25 protein-coding genes are annotated in these 21,384 nt (G+C 32.7%); 13 read left to right on the top strand and 12 right to left on the bottom strand.

Going from position 1 to position 21,384, the window contains the following annotated elements; all coding sequences use genetic code 11:
- Positions 1-77: 77 nt before the first annotated feature.
- The 4 genes from HM984_RS07465 to HM984_RS07450 all read left to right on the top strand — a co-directional run bounded on the left by HM984_RS07465 (position 78) and on the right by HM984_RS07450 (position 4,176).
- Positions 78-419 (top strand): PadR family transcriptional regulator, encoded by a 342-nt coding sequence (locus HM984_RS07465; protein WP_020896132.1) that lies wholly within the window; start codon positions 78-80, stop codon positions 417-419.
- Entirely contained in the window at positions 416-2,251 is a 1,836-nt protein-coding gene (locus HM984_RS07460) for a PspC domain-containing protein (RefSeq protein WP_179348701.1), read from the top strand. The genes HM984_RS07465 and HM984_RS07460 overlap by 4 nt, the downstream gene beginning before the upstream one ends.
- A 103-nt stretch (positions 2,252-2,354) precedes the next feature.
- Positions 2,355-3,083: a head GIN domain-containing protein gene (locus HM984_RS07455; RefSeq protein WP_115810300.1), complete on the top strand. Its 729-nt coding sequence runs from the start codon at positions 2,355-2,357 to the stop codon at positions 3,081-3,083.
- Between the two features lie 256 nt (positions 3,084-3,339).
- Positions 3,340-4,176, top strand: coding sequence for a GIN domain-containing protein (locus tag HM984_RS07450; protein WP_257018461.1), 837 nt, complete (start codon positions 3,340-3,342; stop codon positions 4,174-4,176).
- 6 nt (positions 4,177-4,182) lie between these two features.
- Here HM984_RS07450 and HM984_RS07445 read toward each other — a convergent pair whose 3' ends face one another.
- From HM984_RS07445 to trxB, 4 genes are all read right to left on the bottom strand, one after another.
- The gene (locus HM984_RS07445) at positions 4,183-4,782 is read right to left on the bottom strand and encodes a YceI family protein (RefSeq protein WP_115810298.1); all 600 of its coding nucleotides are present in this window, start codon (positions 4,780-4,782) and stop codon (positions 4,183-4,185) included.
- Between the two features lie 66 nt (positions 4,783-4,848).
- Positions 4,849-6,126, bottom strand: a complete 1,278-nt coding sequence (locus tag HM984_RS07440; RefSeq protein ID WP_179348700.1) for a hypothetical protein — start codon at positions 6,124-6,126, stop codon at positions 4,849-4,851.
- A gap of 39 nt (positions 6,127-6,165) precedes the next feature.
- Entirely contained in the window at positions 6,166-6,756 is a 591-nt protein-coding gene (locus tag HM984_RS07435) for a YceI family protein (protein WP_115810294.1), read from the bottom strand.
- A 143-nt stretch (positions 6,757-6,899) separates the two neighbouring features.
- Positions 6,900-7,883 (bottom strand): thioredoxin-disulfide reductase, encoded by a 984-nt coding sequence (trxB, locus tag HM984_RS07430; RefSeq protein ID WP_115810292.1) that lies wholly within the window; start codon positions 7,881-7,883, stop codon positions 6,900-6,902.
- Between the two features lie 161 nt (positions 7,884-8,044).
- Here trxB and HM984_RS07425 point away from each other — a divergent pair, with 161 nt between their 5' ends.
- Entirely contained in the window at positions 8,045-8,524 is a 480-nt protein-coding gene (locus HM984_RS07425; protein WP_115810290.1) for a hypothetical protein, read from the top strand.
- A 170-nt stretch (positions 8,525-8,694) separates the two neighbouring features.
- Here HM984_RS07425 and HM984_RS07420 read toward each other — a convergent pair whose 3' ends face one another.
- From HM984_RS07420 to HM984_RS07405, 4 genes are all read right to left on the bottom strand, one after another.
- Positions 8,695-8,856 carry a DUF1328 family protein gene (locus HM984_RS07420; protein ID WP_115810288.1) on the bottom strand — a complete coding sequence of 54 codons (162 nt, stop codon included), beginning with the start codon at positions 8,854-8,856 and terminating at the stop codon, positions 8,695-8,697.
- Positions 8,857-9,163: 307 nt separating this feature from the next.
- Positions 9,164-9,868 carry an SOS response-associated peptidase family protein gene (locus tag HM984_RS07415; RefSeq protein ID WP_179348699.1) on the bottom strand — a complete coding sequence of 235 codons (705 nt, stop codon included), beginning with the start codon at positions 9,866-9,868 and terminating at the stop codon, positions 9,164-9,166.
- A gap of 237 nt (positions 9,869-10,105) precedes the next feature.
- Positions 10,106-10,555: a ferritin-like domain-containing protein gene (locus HM984_RS07410; protein WP_115810284.1), complete on the bottom strand. Its 450-nt coding sequence runs from the start codon at positions 10,553-10,555 to the stop codon at positions 10,106-10,108.
- A gap of 284 nt (positions 10,556-10,839) precedes the next feature.
- The gene (locus tag HM984_RS07405; protein WP_115810282.1) at positions 10,840-11,274 is read right to left on the bottom strand and encodes a hemerythrin domain-containing protein; all 435 of its coding nucleotides are present in this window, start codon (positions 11,272-11,274) and stop codon (positions 10,840-10,842) included.
- Between the two features lie 289 nt (positions 11,275-11,563).
- Here HM984_RS07405 and HM984_RS07400 point away from each other — a divergent pair, with 289 nt between their 5' ends.
- Positions 11,564-12,586 carry a helix-turn-helix domain-containing protein gene (locus HM984_RS07400; protein ID WP_179348698.1) on the top strand — a complete coding sequence of 341 codons (1,023 nt, stop codon included), beginning with the start codon at positions 11,564-11,566 and terminating at the stop codon, positions 12,584-12,586.
- A 20-nt stretch (positions 12,587-12,606) separates the two neighbouring features.
- Here the strand turns inward: HM984_RS07400 and HM984_RS07395 are convergent, their stop codons facing one another.
- Genes HM984_RS07395 through HM984_RS07385 form a run of 3 tightly spaced genes read right to left on the bottom strand, consistent with a single transcriptional unit; the run spans position 12,607 to position 13,498 of the window.
- Positions 12,607-12,813 (bottom strand): DUF6327 family protein, encoded by a 207-nt coding sequence (locus tag HM984_RS07395; protein ID WP_115810278.1) that lies wholly within the window; start codon positions 12,811-12,813, stop codon positions 12,607-12,609.
- Between the two features lies 1 nt (position 12,814).
- Positions 12,815-13,162: a hypothetical protein gene (locus HM984_RS07390; protein WP_179348697.1), complete on the bottom strand. Its 348-nt coding sequence runs from the start codon at positions 13,160-13,162 to the stop codon at positions 12,815-12,817.
- Positions 13,163-13,165: 3 nt separating this feature from the next.
- Positions 13,166-13,498: a YtxH domain-containing protein gene (locus HM984_RS07385; RefSeq protein ID WP_179348696.1), complete on the bottom strand. Its 333-nt coding sequence runs from the start codon at positions 13,496-13,498 to the stop codon at positions 13,166-13,168.
- 200 nt (positions 13,499-13,698) lie between these two features.
- Between HM984_RS07385 and HM984_RS07380 the strand changes: the two genes are divergently transcribed.
- Positions 13,699-15,060, top strand: a complete 1,362-nt coding sequence (locus HM984_RS07380; RefSeq protein WP_179348695.1) for an NAD-dependent succinate-semialdehyde dehydrogenase — start codon at positions 13,699-13,701, stop codon at positions 15,058-15,060.
- Between the two features lie 13 nt (positions 15,061-15,073).
- A complete protein-coding gene (locus HM984_RS07375) occupies positions 15,074-15,226 on the top strand; it encodes a hypothetical protein (RefSeq protein ID WP_179348694.1) in 153 nt (50 codons plus the stop codon).
- A gap of 45 nt (positions 15,227-15,271) precedes the next feature.
- Here HM984_RS07375 and HM984_RS07370 read toward each other — a convergent pair whose 3' ends face one another.
- A complete protein-coding gene (locus HM984_RS07370) occupies positions 15,272-16,219 on the bottom strand; it encodes a bile acid:sodium symporter family protein (RefSeq protein WP_179348693.1) in 948 nt (315 codons plus the stop codon).
- 243 nt (positions 16,220-16,462) lie between these two features.
- On the opposite strand from HM984_RS07370, the gene HM984_RS07365 reads away from it, so the two are divergent.
- The 5 genes from HM984_RS07365 to HM984_RS07345 all read left to right on the top strand — a co-directional run bounded on the left by HM984_RS07365 (position 16,463) and on the right by HM984_RS07345 (position 21,345).
- Complete coding sequence (locus tag HM984_RS07365; RefSeq protein WP_179348692.1) at positions 16,463-16,828, top strand: hypothetical protein; 366 nt, start codon at positions 16,463-16,465, stop codon at positions 16,826-16,828.
- A gap of 303 nt (positions 16,829-17,131) precedes the next feature.
- The gene (locus HM984_RS07360; protein WP_179348691.1) at positions 17,132-18,055 is read left to right on the top strand and encodes a hypothetical protein; all 924 of its coding nucleotides are present in this window, start codon (positions 17,132-17,134) and stop codon (positions 18,053-18,055) included.
- A 5-nt stretch (positions 18,056-18,060) separates the two neighbouring features.
- Positions 18,061-20,046, top strand: a complete 1,986-nt coding sequence (locus HM984_RS07355; protein ID WP_179348690.1) for a TonB-dependent receptor plug domain-containing protein — start codon at positions 18,061-18,063, stop codon at positions 20,044-20,046.
- A gap of 76 nt (positions 20,047-20,122) precedes the next feature.
- The gene (locus HM984_RS07350) at positions 20,123-20,437 is read left to right on the top strand and encodes a hypothetical protein (RefSeq protein WP_179348689.1); all 315 of its coding nucleotides are present in this window, start codon (positions 20,123-20,125) and stop codon (positions 20,435-20,437) included.
- Positions 20,438-20,478: 41 nt separating this feature from the next.
- Positions 20,479-21,345: an MbnP family protein gene (locus HM984_RS07345; protein ID WP_179348688.1), complete on the top strand. Its 867-nt coding sequence runs from the start codon at positions 20,479-20,481 to the stop codon at positions 21,343-21,345.
- Positions 21,346-21,384 lie beyond the last annotated feature (39 nt).

Raw genomic sequence — 21,384 nt, 5'->3', positions numbered from 1 at the left:
CATTACAAAACATCATCAATTAATAAATATCGCACGCGCGAACTGCATGTGTCCTTATTAAAAAATAGAAAACACACATGAAAATAGAAAACACAAAAGCACAAATGCGTAAAGGTGTTTTGGAATATTGCATTTTATCCATCCTAAAAGATGAAGATGCTTATGTTGCAGAAATTCTCGGCACATTAAAAGACGCAAAGATGCTTGTTGTAGAAGGAACTATATATCCACTATTAACAAGATTAAAAAATGCAGGATTACTCAATTACCGTTGGGAAGAATCGACTTCTGGTCCACCAAGAAAATATTATGGACTAACTGAAACAGGAAAACTGTTTCTTAACGAATTAAACTCCACATGGAGCGATCTACAAAATGCAGTTAACCTAGTAACCAACACAAAAACACCAAAGAAATGAATAAAACAGTCAATATAAATTTAGCAGGTATATTCTTCCATATAGACGAAGATGCATACCTCAAATTATCACGCTATCTTGAGGCTATAAAACGTTCATTTACAGATTCTCAAGGCCGATCAGAAATCATCGCCGATATTGAAGCTAGAATTGCTGAATTATTTGCTGAACGTATTCAAAATGAAAAGCAAGTTGTTGGTGTAAAATTAGTTGACGAGGTTATTACCATTATGGGACAACCAGAAGACTACTTAGTAGATGACGAAATTTTTGAAGATGAACCAAAACAGCACTACAAGCAAAAATCGGGTGCAACGAGACGATTGTTTAGAGATACAGACAACTCGTATGTTGGTGGTGTTTCTGCTGGTTTAGGGCATTATTTTGGAATTGATGCTTTATGGGTTCGTCTGCTTTGGGTTATTTTAATGTTTGGTGCTGGTACAGGATTTTTACTTTATATTTTACTTTGGGCTTTAATACCTGAAGCCAAAACTACGGCAGAAAAACTCACCATGACTGGTGATGCTGTGAACATCAGTAACATCGAAAAAAAAATTAAAGACGGTATTGATACTGTATCCGAAAACTTCAAAAATGTAGATTTAAAAAAACATGGAGATAAACTAAAAGAAGGTTTTGATCATGTCTCAGATAATATATCTGAAACTGTAAAAAATGTCGATTTTCAGAAGCAAGGTAGTAAGCTAAAATCGAGTTCTCAATCTTTTTTTGAAACTATTGGTTCTATCATTATGTTTTTCTTAAAAGTGATTGCAAAATTCATCGGTATTATTTTAATTATCGTTGGCATCAGTGCCTTAATCGGATTAATAATTGCCTTTTTCACCGTTGGTGTTACCAATGCCGTTCATTTTCCTGGTATGGATTTTATTGATGCTTCAAATGCCGCAAATATTCCAATTTGGTTAATGTCAATGTTATTGTTCTTTGTGGTCGGAATTCCTTTTTTCTTTATCTTTTACTTAGGACTAAAGATTCTTGTAAACAACCTTAAATCTATTGGTAACATTGCAAAATTTACACTTTTAGGGCTTTGGATAATGGCCATAATTGGCTTAGTCATCACTGGTGTAAAACAAGCTACAGAGCATGCGTATGATGCAACTATTGTTAAAGTAGAAAAGCAAATAAACGTCACTTCAAAAGACACCTTAAAATTAAGAATGTTGAGTCATGATATTTATAATCAAAATTTCATTAGAAATTATAAAAATTACAAGATTAGTCCAATAAATAACGGTGAGAAAATAATATCGAGTACTGATGTTAGATTGATTATAAAACAGACTTCAGATTCTTTAGCTAGTATTAAAATTCACTCGCTAGCTAGTGGTAGCAATTACGATTTAGCTAGAGAACGCGCACAGAATATAAATTATAATTATGAATTAAATAAAAACGAACTAAAAATGGATTCTTATTTTACCACTGAAGGATCTAATAAATTTAGCGAGCAACAAGTAGAGATTTATATCTATTTACCAGAAGGCACCGTATTTCAGACTGATAATTATGTGTCGCGTTTTTCAAAATATTACAACGCACCAAATAATTTATTAACACGCGAAATGGATAATCATTATTATAAAGTTGATATGAATGCCATTGAATGTTTAGACTGTATTGAAGAAATCAAAGAGCAAGATATCGAAGATGTCTTTGAGGAAGCGGTTGAAGACATCATTGAGCAAGAAACGAGCACGCTTGAAAACACAGGTAATAAACCGTTAAATTCAAATAAGAAATCTGAAGTCAACATTAAAATTAATGATGAAGACGGAGTGAGTATTGAAGTTAATGACAATTGAGACTTAATATTCAACAATTCATCACTTTAAAATATGTAACCGAGTCTAATCCACTTAAATTTATATAACAAATAATTCATCAATCAAAAAACCAACAGAAATCATGACTACACTAACCAGAATTATCATTATTAGTATTATTAGTTTATTAATGCTCTCTTGCAACTTCTCTATGAATTTGGGAGAAGGTGTTGACGGCAATGGCAACGTTGTTACTATGGATCGCGATATTTCATCAGACTTTAACGAAATTAAAGTCAGCCAAGGTATTGACTTATACATCACCCAGTCTGATGCTATAGGACTTAGTGTTGAAGCCGACGAAAACCTTCAGGACTTAATTATGACAGACGTAGAAAATAGCATCTTACGCATATACACTACCGAAAACATAAGAAGAGCAAGCTCAAAAAAAGTACTCTTAAATATTGAAACCATCTCAGCAATTAAAGCAACAAGCGGAAGCGATGTCTATTCTACGAATACTATATCTGTTCCAAATTTAGAACTCAATTGTACCAGTGGAGCGGATATAACCTTAGATGTCATAACCGAAACCCTAAATTGTAAATCTACAAGTGGTAGCGATATTAATGTAAGTGGAACTACGAAATCCTTAATTGCCGAAGCCACAAGTGGTAGCGATATTGATGCTTCTAATTTAAAAGCACAAACGTCTAATGTAAAAGCAACAAGCGGTGCGGATATCTCTGTAAACACCTCTAAAGAACTAACCGCAAATGCAACTAGTGGTGGAGATATAAGATATTCCGGAAATCCTGAAAAAGTGAACAAATCTGATAATTCTGCTGGTAGCGTAAAACAACAATAAGCATATAATACAACACTGATTGTTTATTTAATCATCAAGATAAACACCTAATATACAAGTGACTAAAAACCATCTTAAATTCTAAATAGAGTTTGGGATGGTTTTTGCTTATCTTAGTTTATTAACTTTTAATTGACCAATATTAAACAGAAATCCTTAATATTGACAATCGGAACTCCTCCTAGTAGTCTATAAACATAAATAGTGACTTATTTTAGGTGTTTTGTGTCTCTTAAAAGACAGTAAACAATAGAACATGAAAAAAAGAATACTTACTCTGCTTTTAATGATTGTGGCTTTACCAGTACTACAAGCACAGTCTGATGAAAAAATTAAAGGCGATAGAAATGTTACCATAAAGCAAACGTTTATTGATAATTTTCATTCTATTATAGTCGATGGAGATTTTTCAATTGAAATCGTTTACAACAGCAAACCATCAGTGAATATTGAAGCGGACGACAACTTACATGATGTTATTCAGTTTAATGTTGTGGATGGTGTACTAACCTTTACTGAGACCGTTCGTATTTCATCTAAGAAAAAGCTAAGTATCACTGTTAATTACAGTGATGGACTCAGTAATATAGAAACGAGAGGCGATGGCGAAATTAGATCGTTAACCTCTATGGAACTTGTTGATGTTACCTTAACAACTGCTGATAATTCTAGAGCTTATTTAAACATTAATTCTAAAACCTTTAACTATAAAAGCTCAGGGAAATCTAAAGCACGTTTAAATCTTACTGCAGATACAACCAAAATTGAATTAAGCGATAACTGCAAATTAGATGCTTTAGTTAACAGTAAAATTGCAGGTTTTATTTTATATCAACGTGCAGATGCTGTGATAGAAGGTAGAGCAAACAATGCTATATTTCAACTCGATAGTTCAACTAACTTTGATGGAGCAAAATTTGATGTAAAAAGTGTTGATGTAAAATTAGAAGATAGTAGTGATTTAACGATTTCTGCAACTGAAAATATTACTATTGCTGCTTCTGGTGATAGTGAAATTTATCTTTTCGGTAGTCCTGCAATAACGATTACTAAGTTTGATGATACCGCTAAGTTGCAAAAGAAGCAACGCTAAAAAGTATTAAGACTCTTTAATTTTAAGAGAAAATTGAATCTCTATCTCAGGGGAAACCTTAACCATACCAAGCATTTTTGTTGGTGCTATTAAATTAAAGTCATTTATATCTAAGGGCATCACTCCACTGACGTGTAAACCTTCATTATTTGCTATGGAAATAGGAATTGTATACGTCCTTACAATATTACTAATTGTAATTTCTATAGTCGCTGTAATTAAACCCGTATCTATTTTAGTCTTAGAAATTTCTTTTAGCTTAAGAATTATTTCAGGATATTCTTCGGTATTTAATAGTTCATTAAAGTCTCTATTAATGGCCTTACCGCCGCAGTTAAACTCTAAATTAGGTAGCGTTAATTTGGTGTCTTTAAATTGTATGCGTTTGTCATAATCTTTATAGCTAATACTGATAGCTTCAGAAATCGTTGCCATATCAAACTGGCATTCAAAAGAACTTACATTAGTTTTACCCTTAATTTTTAGAAAGCTTTCAGAAGAAAAAACCACAGTTGAGTCTTTGGTTTCTAACGGTTCTACTTCAAAAAAAGCAGATTGCATAGATCCTAAGAAAACTAAAATGATAAATGATACTGTCTTAACCATAATTAAAAATATAAAAAAAATAAGACCTCCATCGTACATGATGAAGGCCTTAAAAAAAACTAACCTCTAGAAACTTATAACTGCTTCTAACATAAGTCCATCAAACTGACCGTCTTCAAGAAGATTTCCTGTTGGATAATCCTTATATTTTTGTACTACATATTCTGCTTTCATTAATACATTCTGAGTTAAAAACCAACCTGCACCTAATTGAAATCTATCTACACTAACATCGTCACCACTAGCTAATTCAGCACTTACCGTGTTGTAACGCGCACCTAAGTATACGTTTTCTGCTTGTCCGAATCTGTAAATAACCTCTCCAGCATACTGATCAGCGTTTCTTCTGTCTGCCTCACTTAAAGCTTTTCCTGAAGCTAACTCAACAGTTCCAAAAAATTCTAAACCACCATACTTTACAAATGGGTTAATCATAATTGCAGTAATTTGATTTCTAAAACCAGGGTCAAAACGACCAGATCTAAAGTTATCGCTAGTTGCAGAAGCATCTTGCATAATGTTATAATATCTAGAACCTGCTCTATCTGCAGAATATAAATATACATTTGGTGCATAGCCTGTGTTATATAAAGATCCTGATAATCTAAATCTGAAATCATCATTGATTTGCTTATCGAAACCTAATTTTGCTAAAAATGAAGCTCCACCGGTTGAACCGTCAGAAACTGTAGTGCTTTGATTTAATTTACCATTAGTGAATCCGACCATACCAAAAAATCCATTATCAGCAGTATAGTATACCTCTGCCCCTACCTCTGTTGTAAACGAATCCATGATTAAGTTTCCAACAAATGGGTTATGAATAGCTTGTGCATTATCACTTCTTCTAAAATGTGCATCACCATAGTTATTCTCCATATGACCAATTTTTATAGTCGTATGCTTCATAAGATCTTCCATAAATCCTTTAGAGATAAAATCTAATTTATCTATTTTAAAATAACCACCTTTTACATAAGGTTCGTGGTGGTGTCTAGAAGATAAATAGGTTCTTAAGTGCATGCTTACACCATCATAAAGTGCTACATCTAAATCTAAATTCGCTGTAGCTAAATTAAAGTTGCTACCTACTTCTGATAACGGTGTTACACCTGAGTTTTCATTATCTAAAGCTTGGTACTGCAATGCAAATGATCCACCGATTCTAACATGTAGTTCTTCAAAAGCAGTCACCGTGTCTTTTTTTGCTTCAAAAACATTAACGCCTCTTTGATCTGGTTGTCTGTAATTATCAAAGTCTCTTGGATTCTTTGTTTGTGCAGATATAGAATATCCCATGGTCATAACCATGACAAGTGTTGCGAGTTTTAATACTGATCTCATAATTTATAAATTTAAGTTTGAATTGATTTTAAGTTTTATTTATTTTTTTTCGAATACGGATTTGAATTCAATTTTAATAGCATCACCTGTTTTAATTGTTCCTAGCAAAGCTTTAGGTGGATCGATACCAAAATCTGTCATTTTGAATGATTTTTCACCATTAAGAAAAAGCTTATTTCCTTCTAGTTTCACAGTCATGTCAATTGTAATAGACTTCGTTACACCAGAAATAGTCATTTTTCCTAAAGCAGAAACTTTGAATGATTGATCAGACTGTTTTGTTACCTTTTTTAATGATGTAAGGTTAAAGTCCATCGTTTTATGATCATCTGTGTTTAGAGCTTTAAACGTGTTTTTATCCATTGCTGATTTTCCACTTTTAAGACTTTCTGCTTCAACAGAGAAATTAAGACTACTAATCTCTAGCTCCTCTGAGTTTGTCACAACTACTTTACCTGATTGCTTTTCTGTTTCTAATGTCCAATCATGTAACGAAGAAGTTCCATGCACTTCTAAAACCGAAGAGGAATTATTTAAAGTATAATTTTGAGAGAAAACAGTCTGAAAAGAAAATAGACTACTAAAAAAAACTGTTAGAAAGAATACCGGGAGTTTAATTGAATGTTTCATAATTGTGTTTTAATGTTTCGACAAAGATTGACATTAAAAGCCTTTTAAATTATGACAAAAGTCATATACCTAATTTTCCTTAAAAAAATCGCACAAAAAAGCCGAAGTGTTAACTTCGGCTCTCAGTATATGTTATAAACTGTTTAGTTATAAGTAGAGGTAGCAACCTCAAAATCAGAATCTTTAGCTGCCAAATAGCGTTCTGCATCTAATGCAGCCATACAACCTGTACCTGCTGCCGTAATCGCTTGTCTGTACACATGATCTGCGGCATCTCCACTAACAAACACACCTTCTATATTGGTTTTGCTCGTTCCTGGTTTTGCATTAACAATGTAACCTGTTTCGTCTAAATCTAAATAGTCTTTAAATATATCCGTATTCGGTTTATGGCCTATAGCAACGAAGAAACCAGTCGCTTCAATATCCTGCTTTTCATTTGTTTTGTTGTTAATGACACGGACACCAGTTACCACTTGTCCATCACCTAAAACCTCATCAGTTTCTGTATTGAAAAGTATTTCAATATTTTCAGTATTCTTTACACGTTGTGCCATAATTTTAGAGGCTCTAAATTCATCGCGTCTTACTAACATCGTTACTTTTTTACAAAGTTTAGATAAGTAATGTGCTTCTTCGCAAGCTGAATCTCCTGCTCCTACTATTACAACTTCTTGATTTCTGTAAAAGAACCCATCACAAACGGCACAGGCCGAAACACCACCACCTAGTTTTAAATATTTTTGTTCAGAAGGTAAATTTAAATATTTGGCAGATGCTCCTGTTGAAATTATAATCGTATCTGCGTGAATTTCTTTTTCTTCATTTACCCAAGCTTTATGAACATCACCAGAAAAATCAACTCTAGATATCCATCCGTGTCTTACATCTGTTCCAAAACGTTCCGCTTGCTTTTGTAACTCAATCATCATTCCTGGGCCAGTGATACCTTCAGGATAACCCGGGAAATTCTCAACATCATTGGTTGTGGTTAATTGACCACCTGGCTGTTCCCCTTGATATAAAACAGGAAACATATTTGCTCTAGACGCATATATTGCAGCTGTGTATCCTGCAGGTCCAGACCCTATAATTAAACACTTTACTTTTTCAATTGTATCAGACATATTTTGTATTTTATTATATAAAACAAAAGTAGGTTTTTTGTTCAAATCCTTACAATGAAGTTATTAACAGTACTTATAACGTCATAAATTTTATGAATATAAGTGCTTTCTGCTTATAATTTCGTAATTTAAAGGTGTTTAAAAGTAAAATCTTATAAATTATGTCGTACAAATTACTAGTTGTAAGTTTAGCTATGGTGTTTATATCTTCCTGTAAGGAACCAGATCAAAAGCCTGTAGAAAATAGTGAATCAGAAGAAATTTCGGAAAACACCAAAAAAAACCTAAATGGCACTTGGGAATTGGTCGGCTTTTATAATTATAAAGATAATGTCGTTGTAGATTCGTTTTCTAACAACACTATTTCTAGACAAATTAAAATGTATTCTGATAATAGAGTGATGTGGTGTAAACTTTTAAAAACAGATTCTATTGAGTTTTTTGGGTATGGAACTTACCGCTATGGCGATGGTAACTTAACTGAGACCTTAGAATTTGGTTCTGCTTTTATGAATGAAGTTATTGAGGAAAAACAAGAATTTAATTTTAAACTAGAATTATCAGAAAATCGTTTTGAACAAATTGAAATAGATGAAGATGGCAACAAAATCTATTCTGAAAACTATAAACGTATAGAATAACGATGCTTTTGAAAGGTCTTTTTATCCTCTTTAATTCGCTTTGGACTATTACGTTTCTATAAATGAAACGTATACACAGTAAGTAATTAAAGTTATATTATGATTTAAACAAAAAAAATGGCCTTGAGAATTTTGAGCTTCTCAAGGCCATTATCGTAATATTTATCTATTTACTTTTTCACGACTCCCTTTAATAAAGACAGTACAAAAAGCACTATAAATATAAAGAAGACGATTTTAGCGATTCCTGCTGCTGCTCCTGCGATTCCACCGAATCCAAGGATGGCTGCTATGATTGCTATTATAACGAATGTGATTGTCCAACGTAACATATTTTTTGGTTTTAAGTTATTAGGTTAGAACTTCTAACCTTCCCTACAAAGATGGTATATATTTAGAAGACTGATTTGCTCATATACTACTGATATTAACCGTTTTGATACGTAAAATATCACATAAAGAAAAAGCGAGTTCTCTAACCGAAAACTCGCTTTAACACTAGGTAACCAACCTATACTAAACTAAAAAAAGTAATTAAACTTAAGTTACTATTAATATATATCAAAGATATGTTCTAAATGGCGCTAAGCTTGACTCGAAAACAGAAGTTATTGACGCAATCAGACGATTTTAAATAAGTTAAATTATTGTAAGAATTGGCAAATCACTATAATGTGCTGGTTCTAATACAGATTCAAAGACAATATCGTTTTTGTAAAATTCTTTTGAAATGGTATGTGCCTTTAATTTTTCTCTTTTAATTTTTTCAATACCATCAGTTGTTAGATCCAAATCTAGACTTAGCCAATCGTCATAGTCATCAGCATTCATGCAAATAGGAAAATCTTGACCTAAGTTGTGCACGTGTTTTAATTTGTGTTCTATAGTTGACGTTATTAAACTAACCGTCATAAAGCCATCCGACAATCTAGAATAAACTCCAGCCAACGCAAAGGGTTCGTGGTTTTTTGAATAGACATAAAATGGATACACCTCTCCGTTGTATAAATACGATGTAAAAAAACCAGATACAATTACAACACAGCGTTGATTAATTAAGCTACTTTTTATCCACTCTAGCCTATTAATCTGGTGTAATGATATATTTAATGTATTGGTTAAATTTTGAAAACTACCCCAACCATCAGTGTAATTCTGCGGCAACATTCCCCAAATTGCATATTCAATAACGTGTGGATTATTCATGCGAATGATAGGTAATGATTGCTCAGACAAACCATTAATTATAGGTTCTGAATTATAAAGAAAAGGATATTTAAACTGTGCATTGAAAACAGATTCAATATCTAATAAATCAGTTGTATTTGATAGTTTATAGAACATGAGCGTTTTTATTAGCAAGTACGTCATTATAACTGATCATTATTATCCTGAATACTTAAAAAACTGCCTCAAACAAAAGCATATTAAAATGAATTTTTGTTTGATGCCCTTAAAATCAATTTTCTTAAATGCGAAATACGTGCCGAAAACAGAATATACACCAATCTAAAAATAAAGAAAGCGTATTCTATTGAGTAGAATACGCTCTTTTAATTTTATGTAATAAGCAGATTACATCTACTTTAAATTTTCTAAAGATTTCACTTTAGATAAATCCGTTTCAATTTGATGTTTCTGCGATAATAAGATCGATTTTGTACTGCTAGGTAAACTTGCCTCTTGCAAGACCTCGTCATATTCATTTACTGACGCTTTTTCACCTCTAATCGCTTCCTCTAGCATAGATTCTTCATTATCGGCTGAGAACATCGCTTTAACGTCCATCCATGTCCTATGCGCTGATCCTGTAAAACTACCTCCCTTATCTACGTCCTGACCAAACGCTCTGATCTCTGATTTAAGATCGTGCCCAAAAGTTTTTCTCTCTATTGCTTTTCTACTGAAATAAGTTTTTAATCCAGTATGCTTTGTATTTTCAGCAGCTTTTTTATACCCTTTTTCTGCGTCGTAATTTTTCTCTAATAAACCATTAAGTTTATTTCCTACTTCTTCTGTGTATGTTGCCATTTTTTTTTGATTTTAATTTTAAGGTAATTTTCATTAGATGCCTACCTTTTTACATCGATAGTGTTATTAGCACTAACTGATACTCAAAAATAGTCACCTTTTTAAAGGTTGATTAATTCTATTACTGAAGAAATTAACGCAATTAATTACAGGTTAAAATCTTAACACATTTTGGGAAGAATTTGGCAAACACATTAGAAAAGAACTCACTATCAACACTTTTTAAATTAAAAAAGCTATCCTTTAAATTTAAAAGATAGCTTTTATTCTTAGTAGAAATAATATTACCTATGCTCCTCCATATAAGCATTATATTTTGTGGCTAATGTTTGTTTTTCTTTGTCATTAAAGACTTTTCCAGATAGTTGAAAAAAGCTATGCTCTTCATCCTCCAAATGATGTTCTACTTTATGCTTTAGATCTTTCGCGATTTTTAACCATGCAGATGAATCCATTTCTGTTTTTTCTAACTGCTCAATAAGCTCATCAATTTCATGATGCTCTGCAATACCATGTCGCGCATGTTCTTGCATCATATCGATTGGAATTAAAGGTTTATAAAAATGACGCTCTTCTGCATTAGCATGAAGCGTTAGTTCTTTACGTAATTCTTTAAATAAATCATGTCGTGTTTTAGTATCACCAGAAGTGTCCACTAATTTATCTAACAAATTGCGTTGAATATCGTGATCTTTTCTAATAGCTTCATATATGTTCATAATTTCTTCGTTTTGGCGGTTAAAATGTTGTTTAACAAAGTTAATTATAGAAATACCCTATAATTTGCTCATATAGTTGAAAAATTAACTGTTATACCTTTCACAACGATAATGTTGCACGAATTTTTGATTTTTGTAAAAACTATAAGTGAAATCGATTTTAAATCGTCTATTTTTACAATTATTCAATTGCATTCAAAAAACCTTATCAACTATTATAACATGTTATCTGTACTTAAACAATATTAAAACAGGTAATTACACAACTAAGTACTAGCCAAACATCAATATGATAGAAATTGTAATTAACCCAACAAACACAAGAGATATCCTTACTCAAATTAGTGAGGATTTAAATGGTCAAATTGAAGAACGTTGGGGAGAATATACCATGACAATCGATAACGCCAATGCTAAAGGTCAAATCATTTATATTCCTTTTGACTGGGGAGTTAATCTCTTAGATTTTAATATAACATTTCATAAAGAATTTATACTTAGAATTGAAGGTGAAGAATTTAACCCTGTCCGTTTTATGTATAACCTTCAAGGCTATTTTTCTCATCGGTTTGGGGTGCAAAATAAAGAACACAAGACAGAGCAATTTCAATCTGTAATTTTCACTAATAAGTCTGAAGGTGTTAATTATATACACTTTCCTAAAAACGAAAAATTACAAATCAATATTATTCAAATTGTACGTAAAGAGTTTATGAAGAAACGGACCACAAATGTGTCCTCTCTTAATAAAAAGCTATACGAAGTTTTTGTAGACACAGATCACGAAAATAGATTTTCGCATTTTGGAGAACTAAATTTAAAAATGGCTGATGATGTTAAATCTATCCATAAGATTAAATCCAAAGGCATGCTTCGAATCTTAAAAATTGAAGCCAAGGTGTATGAAATTCTTTCATTACACATTCAACAACACGATAGACAAATTAAAGGTAAAAAACTGCCTACCTCTGTTTCGAAAAAGGAATTAAAGACGATTAAGAAAATTTGTGATCTTATACAAAAAGAGCCTGCAAAACAATATTCTTTAGACCAGTTGTCTATCGATTATGGATTGTCTCAGGCTAAGCTTCAAGATGGGTTTAAATTTATATATAAGCGTACTGTTACTGAGTTTATTCGTCATATCCGACTAGAACAATCAAGAAACCTAATGAAAACAACCGATTTAAATATTTCTCAAATCGTTTATTCTATAGGTTTTACAAGTAGAAGTTACTTCTCTAAAATATTTAAGGAAAAATTTGGCCTTTCGCCTAATGAGTTTAAAAAGCAAATTGTTGCTAAAGTATAGGTTTAGCAAACTTATATAACTTACTTCTTAAAAAGCCAGTTTCTTATCATTGCGATAAAACTGTATTTTCCTGTTAATTTTAGGGCTGTACTGATCCAATTTAAAGGTTCTAAATCTTGTTTATACTCCGTTTTAATGAGTTTAAGTTCCTCCCAGGCAATATCGCGCTCTAACTTATGACGCGTTAAATCGTGCTCTATATCTTTGAATGTGGTATATGTTTTCATATTAATTAAAAAATTTAAGTCCGACTTTCTTTATAATATACGCATTGAATTTTGCTCTAAGTAGATAGATTAAAATCGAAATCACTACGTAAATAAGACCAACTAATAAAAATCCCAATGAATAACTATTCACGGCATTTCCCAATTCTATAGCTCCTGCAATAGACAAGAAAACCAATCCTGCAAACAAAAGACTACCAACAGCTAAAACCTTAGTCACCATACTTAGTGACAGGGTTAACTGCTGAAAAACCTTCAACTTAAAATATTGGTGAGACGCTCTAATATAGCGCTCACCAATCTGAGAAGCTCTTTCTGTGGTGTGATTTATATCATTAAATACACTCATGGATTATGCTTTTTTCTGTAAAGTTTTATTCTTTTCTTTTAAGTCTTTTAGTTTAGCCTCAAGTGTGGTAATCACATCTTCCGCCTTGTAACTCGCATTAGAAACAATATAATCTACTTGTTGATCTAAATTTTCTTTCTGAGATGCAATAGTATTGCCTAAAGAATCTCTTAACTCAGTTGCTTTTTCGGCCATTAAATCTCTTTTAGTTGCCGCTTCATCTGCAATTCTTTGTCTTGTTACACTACCTTTATCTGGCGCGAATAAAATTCCTAAGACTGCTCCTACTGCTGTTCCTGCTAATATTCCTAAAACTGTGTTTCCGTTATTACTCATGATGTTATCTTTTTTTTTATAATTATTTTTAATTTTCAGCACGTTGCTGTGGTACAAATATATACGTAATAGAGGCTATAATTTGACTCTTTAGATAGCAATATTAGCTGAAATGCTATTTGTTATTAGCGTTAAACATTTTTGTAATAGAACTAACGCATTTTGACGAACTTATTTAAATTTGAAAGATAACTACGCCTATGAAATCTATAAAAACATATAACCCTTTTAATGGGAATCATCTTGAGACCTATGCACAAGATTCAAAATCAAAATTGAAAGAGAAACTTGAATTGGCAGACTCCACTTTTAAAACGTGGAAAGAGCTTGAAATTGAAGAACGCATAGAATTATTACAAAATTTAGCTGAGGAAGTATTCAGAAACAAGCAACACTTGAGTTTACTAATGACAGAAGAAATGGGAAAACCAATTCTTGAAAGTGAAGCTGAAATTGAAAAATGCATTTATCTTATTGACTTTTATTCAAAAAATGCAGAACAATTTTTACAAGATGATCTTATTGAAACCGAAGCGCACGAAAGCTTTATAAGTTATGATCCTTTGGGTTGTGTATTGGCCATTATGCCTTGGAATTATCCGTTTTGGCAAGTATTTCGGTTCGCAATCCCGACATTAACAGCAGGGAATGTGGCACTTTTAAAACACGCTTCTAATGTTACTGGTTGTGCTATTGCCATTGAAAAACTATTTATAGATGCAGGATTCCCAAAAGGATGTTTTCAAACACTTGTAACGGATCATGAAACTATTGAAGACCTTATGGGAAATGATACTGTAAAAGCAGTGTCTTTAACCGGAAGCGAAAAAGCAGGTCGAAAAATCGCAGAATTGGCTGGTAAAAATTTAAAACCGTCGCTTTTAGAATTAGGCGGAAATAATGCGTGTATCATATTAAAAGATGCGGATTTAGACAAATATATAGACACTATCGTCAAAGCGAGAATGCAAAACTCTGGACAAAGTTGTATTGCAGCAAAGCGGTTTATAGTTGTAGAAGATATATATGATGTCTTTATTGAAAAATTCACCTCTAAGGTAAAAGACTTAAAATATGGAAATCCATTAGAAGAAGACACCACAATATCTTGTTTGGCTCGTGAAGATTTAGCAGAAACTTTAGAAAAACAAGTTCAACAATCAATTGATTTAGGAGCTAAAGTCATAAAAGGTCATAAAAGAAATGGAGCTTATTACGAACCGACAATTCTAACCGAAGTAACTACTGAAATGCCCGTATTTAAAGAAGAAACTTTCGGACCCGTTGCCGCTATTATAAAAGTAAAAACGGAAGATGACGCTTACGAAGCAGCTGCAAATTCAAAATTTGGGCTGGGAACTATGGTTTTTACTTCAAATTATGAAGCGGCATCAAAACGCGTTTCAGAAATTGAAGATGGTGGCTTTTTTATCAATGAGATGGTAAAATCTGATCCTAGACTACCTTTTGGTGGAACAAAAATTTCAGGTTATGGTCGTGAATTATCCAAAGAAGGTATGTTGGCCTTTGTAAATATTAAGACAACCTATATTAACAAGTAAAAAAAGAGAAATTATGAAATTTGTAAAAGACGAAGAAGAAAAGACAAGAGATTATATATTCCAAAAAGACACGAAAACTAAATTTGGTGCGTGGTTTATAATAATTGTATTACTAATTTTAGTTGTAGCCGTAGCTATTTCAGGAATTCATTTCAAGTGGTTTTAAGAAACTCTGATTAGAATAAGTTCATAACAGAGCAACTCCAAAACTTTATCGGTTTTTTGATGCTATTACACTTATTATTAATATCTGTATGGCATGAAACAACATCAGCGGTAATAGAATAATACCAATAGTCGCCATATTACCGAAAAGAATCTTAGAAAAAACTGTCCCATGGACTAATGATTTTTTAGTACCACAAAACTGAGCTGTTATTTTATCTTCTCTGTTAAGACCAAGCTTTTTAGCCATAAAGCCTGTTAACGAAAACGCGATAATAAATAACACCATTACGCCAATTAAAAGTAAAGCTAAATCAAAAAGTGAAACCGCACTAAACATATTGTTATAGAACGATGCTGCAAAACTTTTGTAGATTATTAATAAGATAATAGACTTATCAAACAACGTTAATTTACTACTGTGCTTAATAGCAAAATCACCCCAAAAACGTTGTAAGAGTAATCCTAATATTACAGGTAATATAATCTGAATAATAAGCTTTAGGTAGATATCGGTAAAATCAAAATCGGTTTGCGTACTATCTATAAACAACCCCATCCACAAGGGCGTAACGGCAATACCTATAATTCCTGAAATACTAGCATTAAAAATAGCTGCAGGTATATTTCCCTTTGCCATTGAGACCATCACTACAGACGATGATACTGTTGATGGTAATGCTGCCAGGAAAAAGAAGGCTAACCAAATCGTTTCTTGCTCCTCATTTTGAATAAATGGACGCAGCAGCAACACTAGTAACGGAAACATTAAAAACGTAGAACCTTGCACCAGAAGATGCAACTTCCAATTTTTAAGTCCTGCTTTTAATTGGGTTGGATGTAATTTCAATCCATAGAAAAAAAATATAAGTGAAATTCCTATGGCACTAATAGTGTCGATAGGAATTTCGCTATTTTCAATTCCCCATTCCGGAAAAAAGTAAGCTAGTATTATAATTCCTATAATAAATAGGACAAATTTATCAATCTTCATAATTGTTTGTTAGGCACATTGATTCCTTTGCGAAATTAAAGACTCTTTTTAAGAATTGCTCTAAAAATAATGTCAAAAAATTGAATTCGTAGTGATGAAGCTAAAATAACACCTTCCGACTATAAATTCCTTATAAATTAAAAGAGGTAATCCTTTCTGAATATTTCATTTGCACAAATAACACCCCTTATTTTCAATTTAAAAACATTAGGAAATTTTAAAATAATTAAAGACCTTTGATATGTGAAAACAGCTACACTCTTTTTAGCATTATTTATGCTTTTAAAACCTACTATTCCATTTGTGGAGTACGCTGCTTTTTATAATTACATTAAAAATGAACTTTGTGTTAATAAAGAAACCCCAGAAATGGGTTGTAATGGTAAATGCTATTTAAAAAAGGAATTAGCCAAGGCTTCCGATTCTGAAAAAAGTAGCGATAAAAACCAGTCTTCTGCCACGGAACATCAAGTCGTTTTCTTTCAAGATATTTTTATTAATACTTTAGATAGCATCGTAAAAGAAGAAAATTCAAAAATAGACGCTTCATATCATAAAATTTATAAATTCAATTTTATGAATTTTATTTTCCACCCTCCGCTCGCTTAATTTTAAAATAGAATCTCTGTAACTTATAGAATTAGTATGTCGCTATGTGATTTATTATTAGGCTATGCACTACATCCATAGATCATTAATTAGAGCTCATTAATAATCTATCACTTTTGCTGTATATCTACTATTCTACACAAACAAGATTTCTATGTCTCCTTTGTAGCGAAACTAACAGTAATTTCTGTCGTTCTACGTACCTATTTTGATACTAATATTGTTACTATCTAAACAGCGTTTAAGTATTAAAATAGCTGCAGCTACATCTTATTTTTTTTTAAATAAAAACACTTATAAGTGATGAAGAAAAGCATTTTTCTCGTAGCTGCAATTCTGGTTGCGGTTACATCGTGTACCCTAGATAAAACCGATTACGAATCTGAAATAAGCACTGTAGTTACAGAGCATTTTGAATATCTCGAAGTTGTGTCCTTCACTAAAAATGACTATCAGATTAGTATTCAAGCCTTAAACGGAACCTTCTATAAAGGTTACAATGACTTCCGTTTAAAAATCATCAACACTCAAACTAACGAAAGTTTAAATACGTCAGAAATCACATTCTTACCTATTAGCACTAATTATAATGGTAATAATTCTTCGGGTCCACATCGTTATAATTTAAATTATAATTCCACAGAGGATTATTATTCTGGCTACGCTGTCTTCACCAATGAAAGTACCGATTCAGAAAACTGGAAACTATACCTCTCATTTACCGACAATGACGAAACGTACACCGTTGATGAAAATATTATTGTAGAAGCGCAAACCAATATGAATTTAAACATGACCTCCTTTACAGGAAGTGATGGTGAGCAATATTTTATTGCTTTGGTAGCACCACAGAAACCCAAAATTGCACAAAATGAATTGGTTGCAGGCATTTACACATACAATCCACCTAGTAATGACGCTGGTACTTTTCCTGATGCTTCTCAGTTTTCATATTCTGAAGTCACCGATTACACCTTATTATTAGATCCAAGAATGCCAGAACCCTCAATGGGAAATCATTCCTCTTTAAACAATGAAGATTTAACTCAGCAAGAAGATGGTTTGTATTATGGAATCGTCAATTATACTATGACAGGAAACTGGACTTTAAATTTCAGAATGCAAAACCAATTTGGTGAAATTTTAAAAGGAACAGAAGTATCTACCGAATTCACACCAGGAATTGAAGGAGCAAGAAGCGAACTATATATCGATATATTATTCTAATACTGATGAAATTCCTAACCCTTATACTATTGCTTTTTGCCGGATTGTTCATCCAGGCACAAAACACAGAAAAAAAGAAAGACAGCATTATAGCACTCAGCGAAGTAAAATTAATATCTGTAGTTAAAAAGAAGATTGAAACAGACATGAAAATGGCCGTTTCCGTTGATGAGTTTTTAGCGTCTTCAGAAAATATCAGTTTTATAAAACGCGGTGCATATGCATGGGAACCTTTACTAAACAATATGAGTTCGGAACGCTCTACAATTACCATTGACGGTATGCACGTTTTTGGTGCCTGTACAGATAAAATGGACCCAATAACTTCATATGTAGAAAGTAATAATTTGTCTGCGATTGATATTAAATCCGGGCAAGAAGGTAATATGCATGGTGCAACCGTTGCCGGAAGTATTGATTTAAAGCGAAAAAGCACACCTTTTGGCTTATCAAAGCAATGGAATGGCGCTTACCAAACAGGTTTTGAATTTAATAATAAGCAGTTTTTCAACTTAGCGAACACCTCTTATTCTAGTGATAAATTTGTCGTCGATGGAAGTTTAGCATTCCGTAACGCCGAAAATTATAGTGACGGAAATAACGATGACGTTGAGCATTCACAATTCACTAAATTCAATGCTTCACTAGGATTAGCCTATAAAACAAGTGAGTTATCTTCTGTAAAGTTAGAAGCAATCTATGACCAAGCTAATGATGTTGGCTATCCTGCTTTACCCATGGATTTATGGTTATCGCGTGCCTTAATTACCTCAGCAACATACAAACAAGTATTTGAAAAGGGTTTATTCAGAGCCTTAGATACTAAGATTTATTTTAATGCTATTGAACATTATATGGATGATACCACACGTCCTGAAAACTTGGTCCATATGGATATGCCAGGCTGGAGCACCACTTATGGTTTGCTCTCTAAAGCGAATATTAAAAAGAATCGTTTTAGCTCTGAAATTCAACTAAACGCTTATAATAATTTATCTACAGCCGAAATGCGCATGTATCCTCAAGACCGAAGTGAGCGTAGCATGTTTGCTTACAGTTGGCCTGGAGTTACGACGACTTTTGCCGGACTTTCCATCAACAACTCCTGGGAAATGTCTGAGAAAAGTCAACTGAATTTTGGTGGCTCTTTGGGTGTCAATTACAACCATTCGAAATATGTAGAATTCAACTGGATATTTCACCCAGGCACACCACAAGACAAAACGAGACTATTACCTAGTTTACACGCAGGTTATCAATTAGATATCAATAAATTTAATTTCTCTGTAGGAGGTGGTTACGGTCACAGAGCACCATCGGTTTCCGAAGGTTATGGCTATTACATTTATAATAGTTTTGATCGTTACGATTATATTGGAAACCCTGATCTTGATAATGAAATATCATACGAAGGCAATGCTAGTGCTGGTTATAAAGATGATAAATTTAGTATTCAAGCTAGTGTGAATTATTTCTACATTGAGAATTATATCATTGGTCGGATATTAAGTTTGGGTAGCCCAATGAATTATCAATCTATTGGTGTTAAAGGCTACACGTCTTTGGATTATTCAACGTTATTCAATTTCTCACTGAATGGAAGTTATTCCATTTTAGACAATTTACACTGGAAAGGCGTTCTAACTTACGCACGTGGAAAGGATGAAAACGAAAACAACTTGCCATTTATTAGGCCTTTAAGCTATCAAACAGCACTTCATTATCAGCATCATAATCTAAGCTTTCAAACATCGATAAATGGAGATTTAGAACAAATCCATTACAGTCCAGAATATGGTGAAGACCAAACACCTTCTTATACCATTTGGAATTTATCTGCAGATTACACCTTCCGCATTAAAGATTATAAAACCGTTATACAAGTTGGGGCAGAAAATGTATTGAATGCATACTACAGTACTTATGCCGATTGGGGAAACATTCCGAGAATGGGACGTAATATTTTCACTTCTTTAAAATTCAATTTCTAAAGAGATGCGCAGCGTTTTTAGTTTCATAATGACCCTTATATTTCTGTTTGTTGTTTCGCAGCAAGCCGTCGTTATTATGCACTTTAAACTCAACCAAAAAGCCATTATAGAACAATTTTGTATCAATAAAAGCAAACCAGAACTACAATGTAATGGTACATGTCATTTAACAAAAGAATTACAAGAAACCGAAGATACCCCTTCAGAAAAAATTATTAATACAAGAAATTTTGATTTAGCATTCAGTTCAAATTTCGAAATTGAATTAAAAATTCCAAAAATCTCAAAAAAGAGGGAATTGGTGATTTACAAAGAATTTCAGCATACCGAACCCTATTTAGAAATACTGGTGCCACCGCCAATATATACACAGGGTTTTAATCGCACTTAATATTATTTAAAACAAATTACCAATTATTACAAATTTAAAAAATGAAAAATCTTAAAAAATATATTTTATCAGCAGCAGTACTTGTTGCGTTTATGTCTTGTAGTTCTGATGACGACAACCGTGTAGCAAACAATGTGACTTTAGAATTCAGCAATACATTTAACAGTACGCCTATTGTTCTTGGTGCAGCAACTTCTGCAGAAGCTACCGTTAATACTTCTGATGCAGGACAAGTTCACCATTTTTCTGAATTAAAATACGTAGTCAGTAACATTCGTCTTATAAAAGCTGATGGTACTGAAATTCCTTATAACGTCAACAATTTAGATACAGGCGCAACGGTGGTTAACCAAGCAAAACCAGAGACTTTAAGCTACGTTTTAAGTGATATTCCTGTTGGAGATTATACAGAAATTAAATTTGGTTTAGGTGTAAGATCAGACTTAAATACTTTAGATCAAGTTAGCTTTCCAACGTTTTATGATAACGCAGGATCAAATGATACTGAAATGCATTGGGAATGGGGAACAGGATACCGTTTTACTAAAATTGAAGGCTTCTATGACACAGATAACAAAGAGTTGTCTTTCCATTCTGGAAGTACTTTAGAAGGTGACGAAGAAAATTATACACAAGGAGTCGATGCTTATAGAGATATTACATTAAGTCTACCTGCTACTGCAACTGTTGGTAATAGTGCACCAACAATTGCTATCAAAGCTGATTTTGATTATTTATTAAGTGGAAATAGTCACACAGTAACGTTGGTTTCAACTGAAGATATTTCGAACAACGCAACACCAAGTGCTCATACAGCCACTGAAATGATGAAGTTTGTAGAGAATATTGGAGGTAACGGCACAACAGATGTTACAGGAATGTTTTCTATTACGTCAGTAGAAAACTAAATCTAAAATTAATGAGTCGGTTATGAGGCCTACCTCTAG

This window comes from Winogradskyella pacifica (genome assembly GCF_013403915.1).
GTDB classification, from domain to species: Bacteria; Bacteroidota; Bacteroidia; order Flavobacteriales; family Flavobacteriaceae; genus Winogradskyella; species Winogradskyella pacifica.
This window is presented reverse-complemented; position numbering and strand designations above follow the sequence as displayed.

Bases quoted from the DNA above. Each gene is read 5' to 3' on its own strand.
- HM984_RS07405 (WP_115810282.1), bottom strand. From the start codon at position 11,274: ATGAACATATATGAAGCTATTAGAAAAGATCACGATATTCAACGCAAT.
- HM984_RS07435 (WP_115810294.1), bottom strand. From the start codon at position 6,756: ATGAAACATTCAATTAAACTCCCGGTATTCTTTCTAACAGTTTTTTTT.
- HM984_RS07390 (WP_179348697.1), bottom strand. From the start codon at position 13,162: ATGAGTGTATTTAATGATATAAATCACACCACAGAAAGAGCTTCTCAG.
- HM984_RS07395 (WP_115810278.1), bottom strand. From the start codon at position 12,813: ATGAAAACATATACCACATTCAAAGATATAGAGCACGATTTAACGCGT.
- HM984_RS07440 (WP_179348700.1), bottom strand. From the start codon at position 6,126: ATGAGATCAGTATTAAAACTCGCAACACTTGTCATGGTTATGACCATG.
- HM984_RS07415 (WP_179348699.1), bottom strand. From the start codon at position 9,868: ATGTTCTATAAACTATCAAATACAACTGATTTATTAGATATTGAATCT.
- HM984_RS07455 (WP_115810300.1), top strand. From the start codon at position 2,355: ATGACTACACTAACCAGAATTATCATTATTAGTATTATTAGTTTATTA.
- HM984_RS07355 (WP_179348690.1), top strand. From the start codon at position 18,061: ATGAAATTCCTAACCCTTATACTATTGCTTTTTGCCGGATTGTTCATC.
- HM984_RS07360 (WP_179348691.1), top strand. From the start codon at position 17,132: ATGAAGAAAAGCATTTTTCTCGTAGCTGCAATTCTGGTTGCGGTTACA.
- HM984_RS07465 (WP_020896132.1), top strand. From the start codon at position 78: ATGAAAATAGAAAACACAAAAGCACAAATGCGTAAAGGTGTTTTGGAA.
- HM984_RS07345 (WP_179348688.1), top strand. From the start codon at position 20,479: ATGAAAAATCTTAAAAAATATATTTTATCAGCAGCAGTACTTGTTGCG.
- HM984_RS07350 (WP_179348689.1), top strand. From the start codon at position 20,123: ATGCACTTTAAACTCAACCAAAAAGCCATTATAGAACAATTTTGTATC.
- HM984_RS07400 (WP_179348698.1), top strand. From the start codon at position 11,564: ATGATAGAAATTGTAATTAACCCAACAAACACAAGAGATATCCTTACT.
- HM984_RS07380 (WP_179348695.1), top strand. From the start codon at position 13,699: ATGAAATCTATAAAAACATATAACCCTTTTAATGGGAATCATCTTGAG.
- HM984_RS07450 (WP_257018461.1), top strand. From the start codon at position 3,340: ATGAAAAAAAGAATACTTACTCTGCTTTTAATGATTGTGGCTTTACCA.
- HM984_RS07370 (WP_179348693.1), bottom strand. From the start codon at position 16,219: ATGAAGATTGATAAATTTGTCCTATTTATTATAGGAATTATAATACTA.
- HM984_RS07420 (WP_115810288.1), bottom strand. From the start codon at position 8,856: ATGTTACGTTGGACAATCACATTCGTTATAATAGCAATCATAGCAGCC.
- HM984_RS07425 (WP_115810290.1), top strand. From the start codon at position 8,045: ATGTCGTACAAATTACTAGTTGTAAGTTTAGCTATGGTGTTTATATCT.
- HM984_RS07410 (WP_115810284.1), bottom strand. From the start codon at position 10,555: ATGGCAACATACACAGAAGAAGTAGGAAATAAACTTAATGGTTTATTA.
- HM984_RS07375 (WP_179348694.1), top strand. From the start codon at position 15,074: ATGAAATTTGTAAAAGACGAAGAAGAAAAGACAAGAGATTATATATTC.
- trxB (WP_115810292.1), bottom strand. From the start codon at position 7,883: ATGTCTGATACAATTGAAAAAGTAAAGTGTTTAATTATAGGGTCTGGA.
- HM984_RS07385 (WP_179348696.1), bottom strand. From the start codon at position 13,498: ATGAGTAATAACGGAAACACAGTTTTAGGAATATTAGCAGGAACAGCA.
- HM984_RS07445 (WP_115810298.1), bottom strand. From the start codon at position 4,782: ATGGTTAAGACAGTATCATTTATCATTTTAGTTTTCTTAGGATCTATG.
- HM984_RS07460 (WP_179348701.1), top strand. From the start codon at position 416: ATGAATAAAACAGTCAATATAAATTTAGCAGGTATATTCTTCCATATA.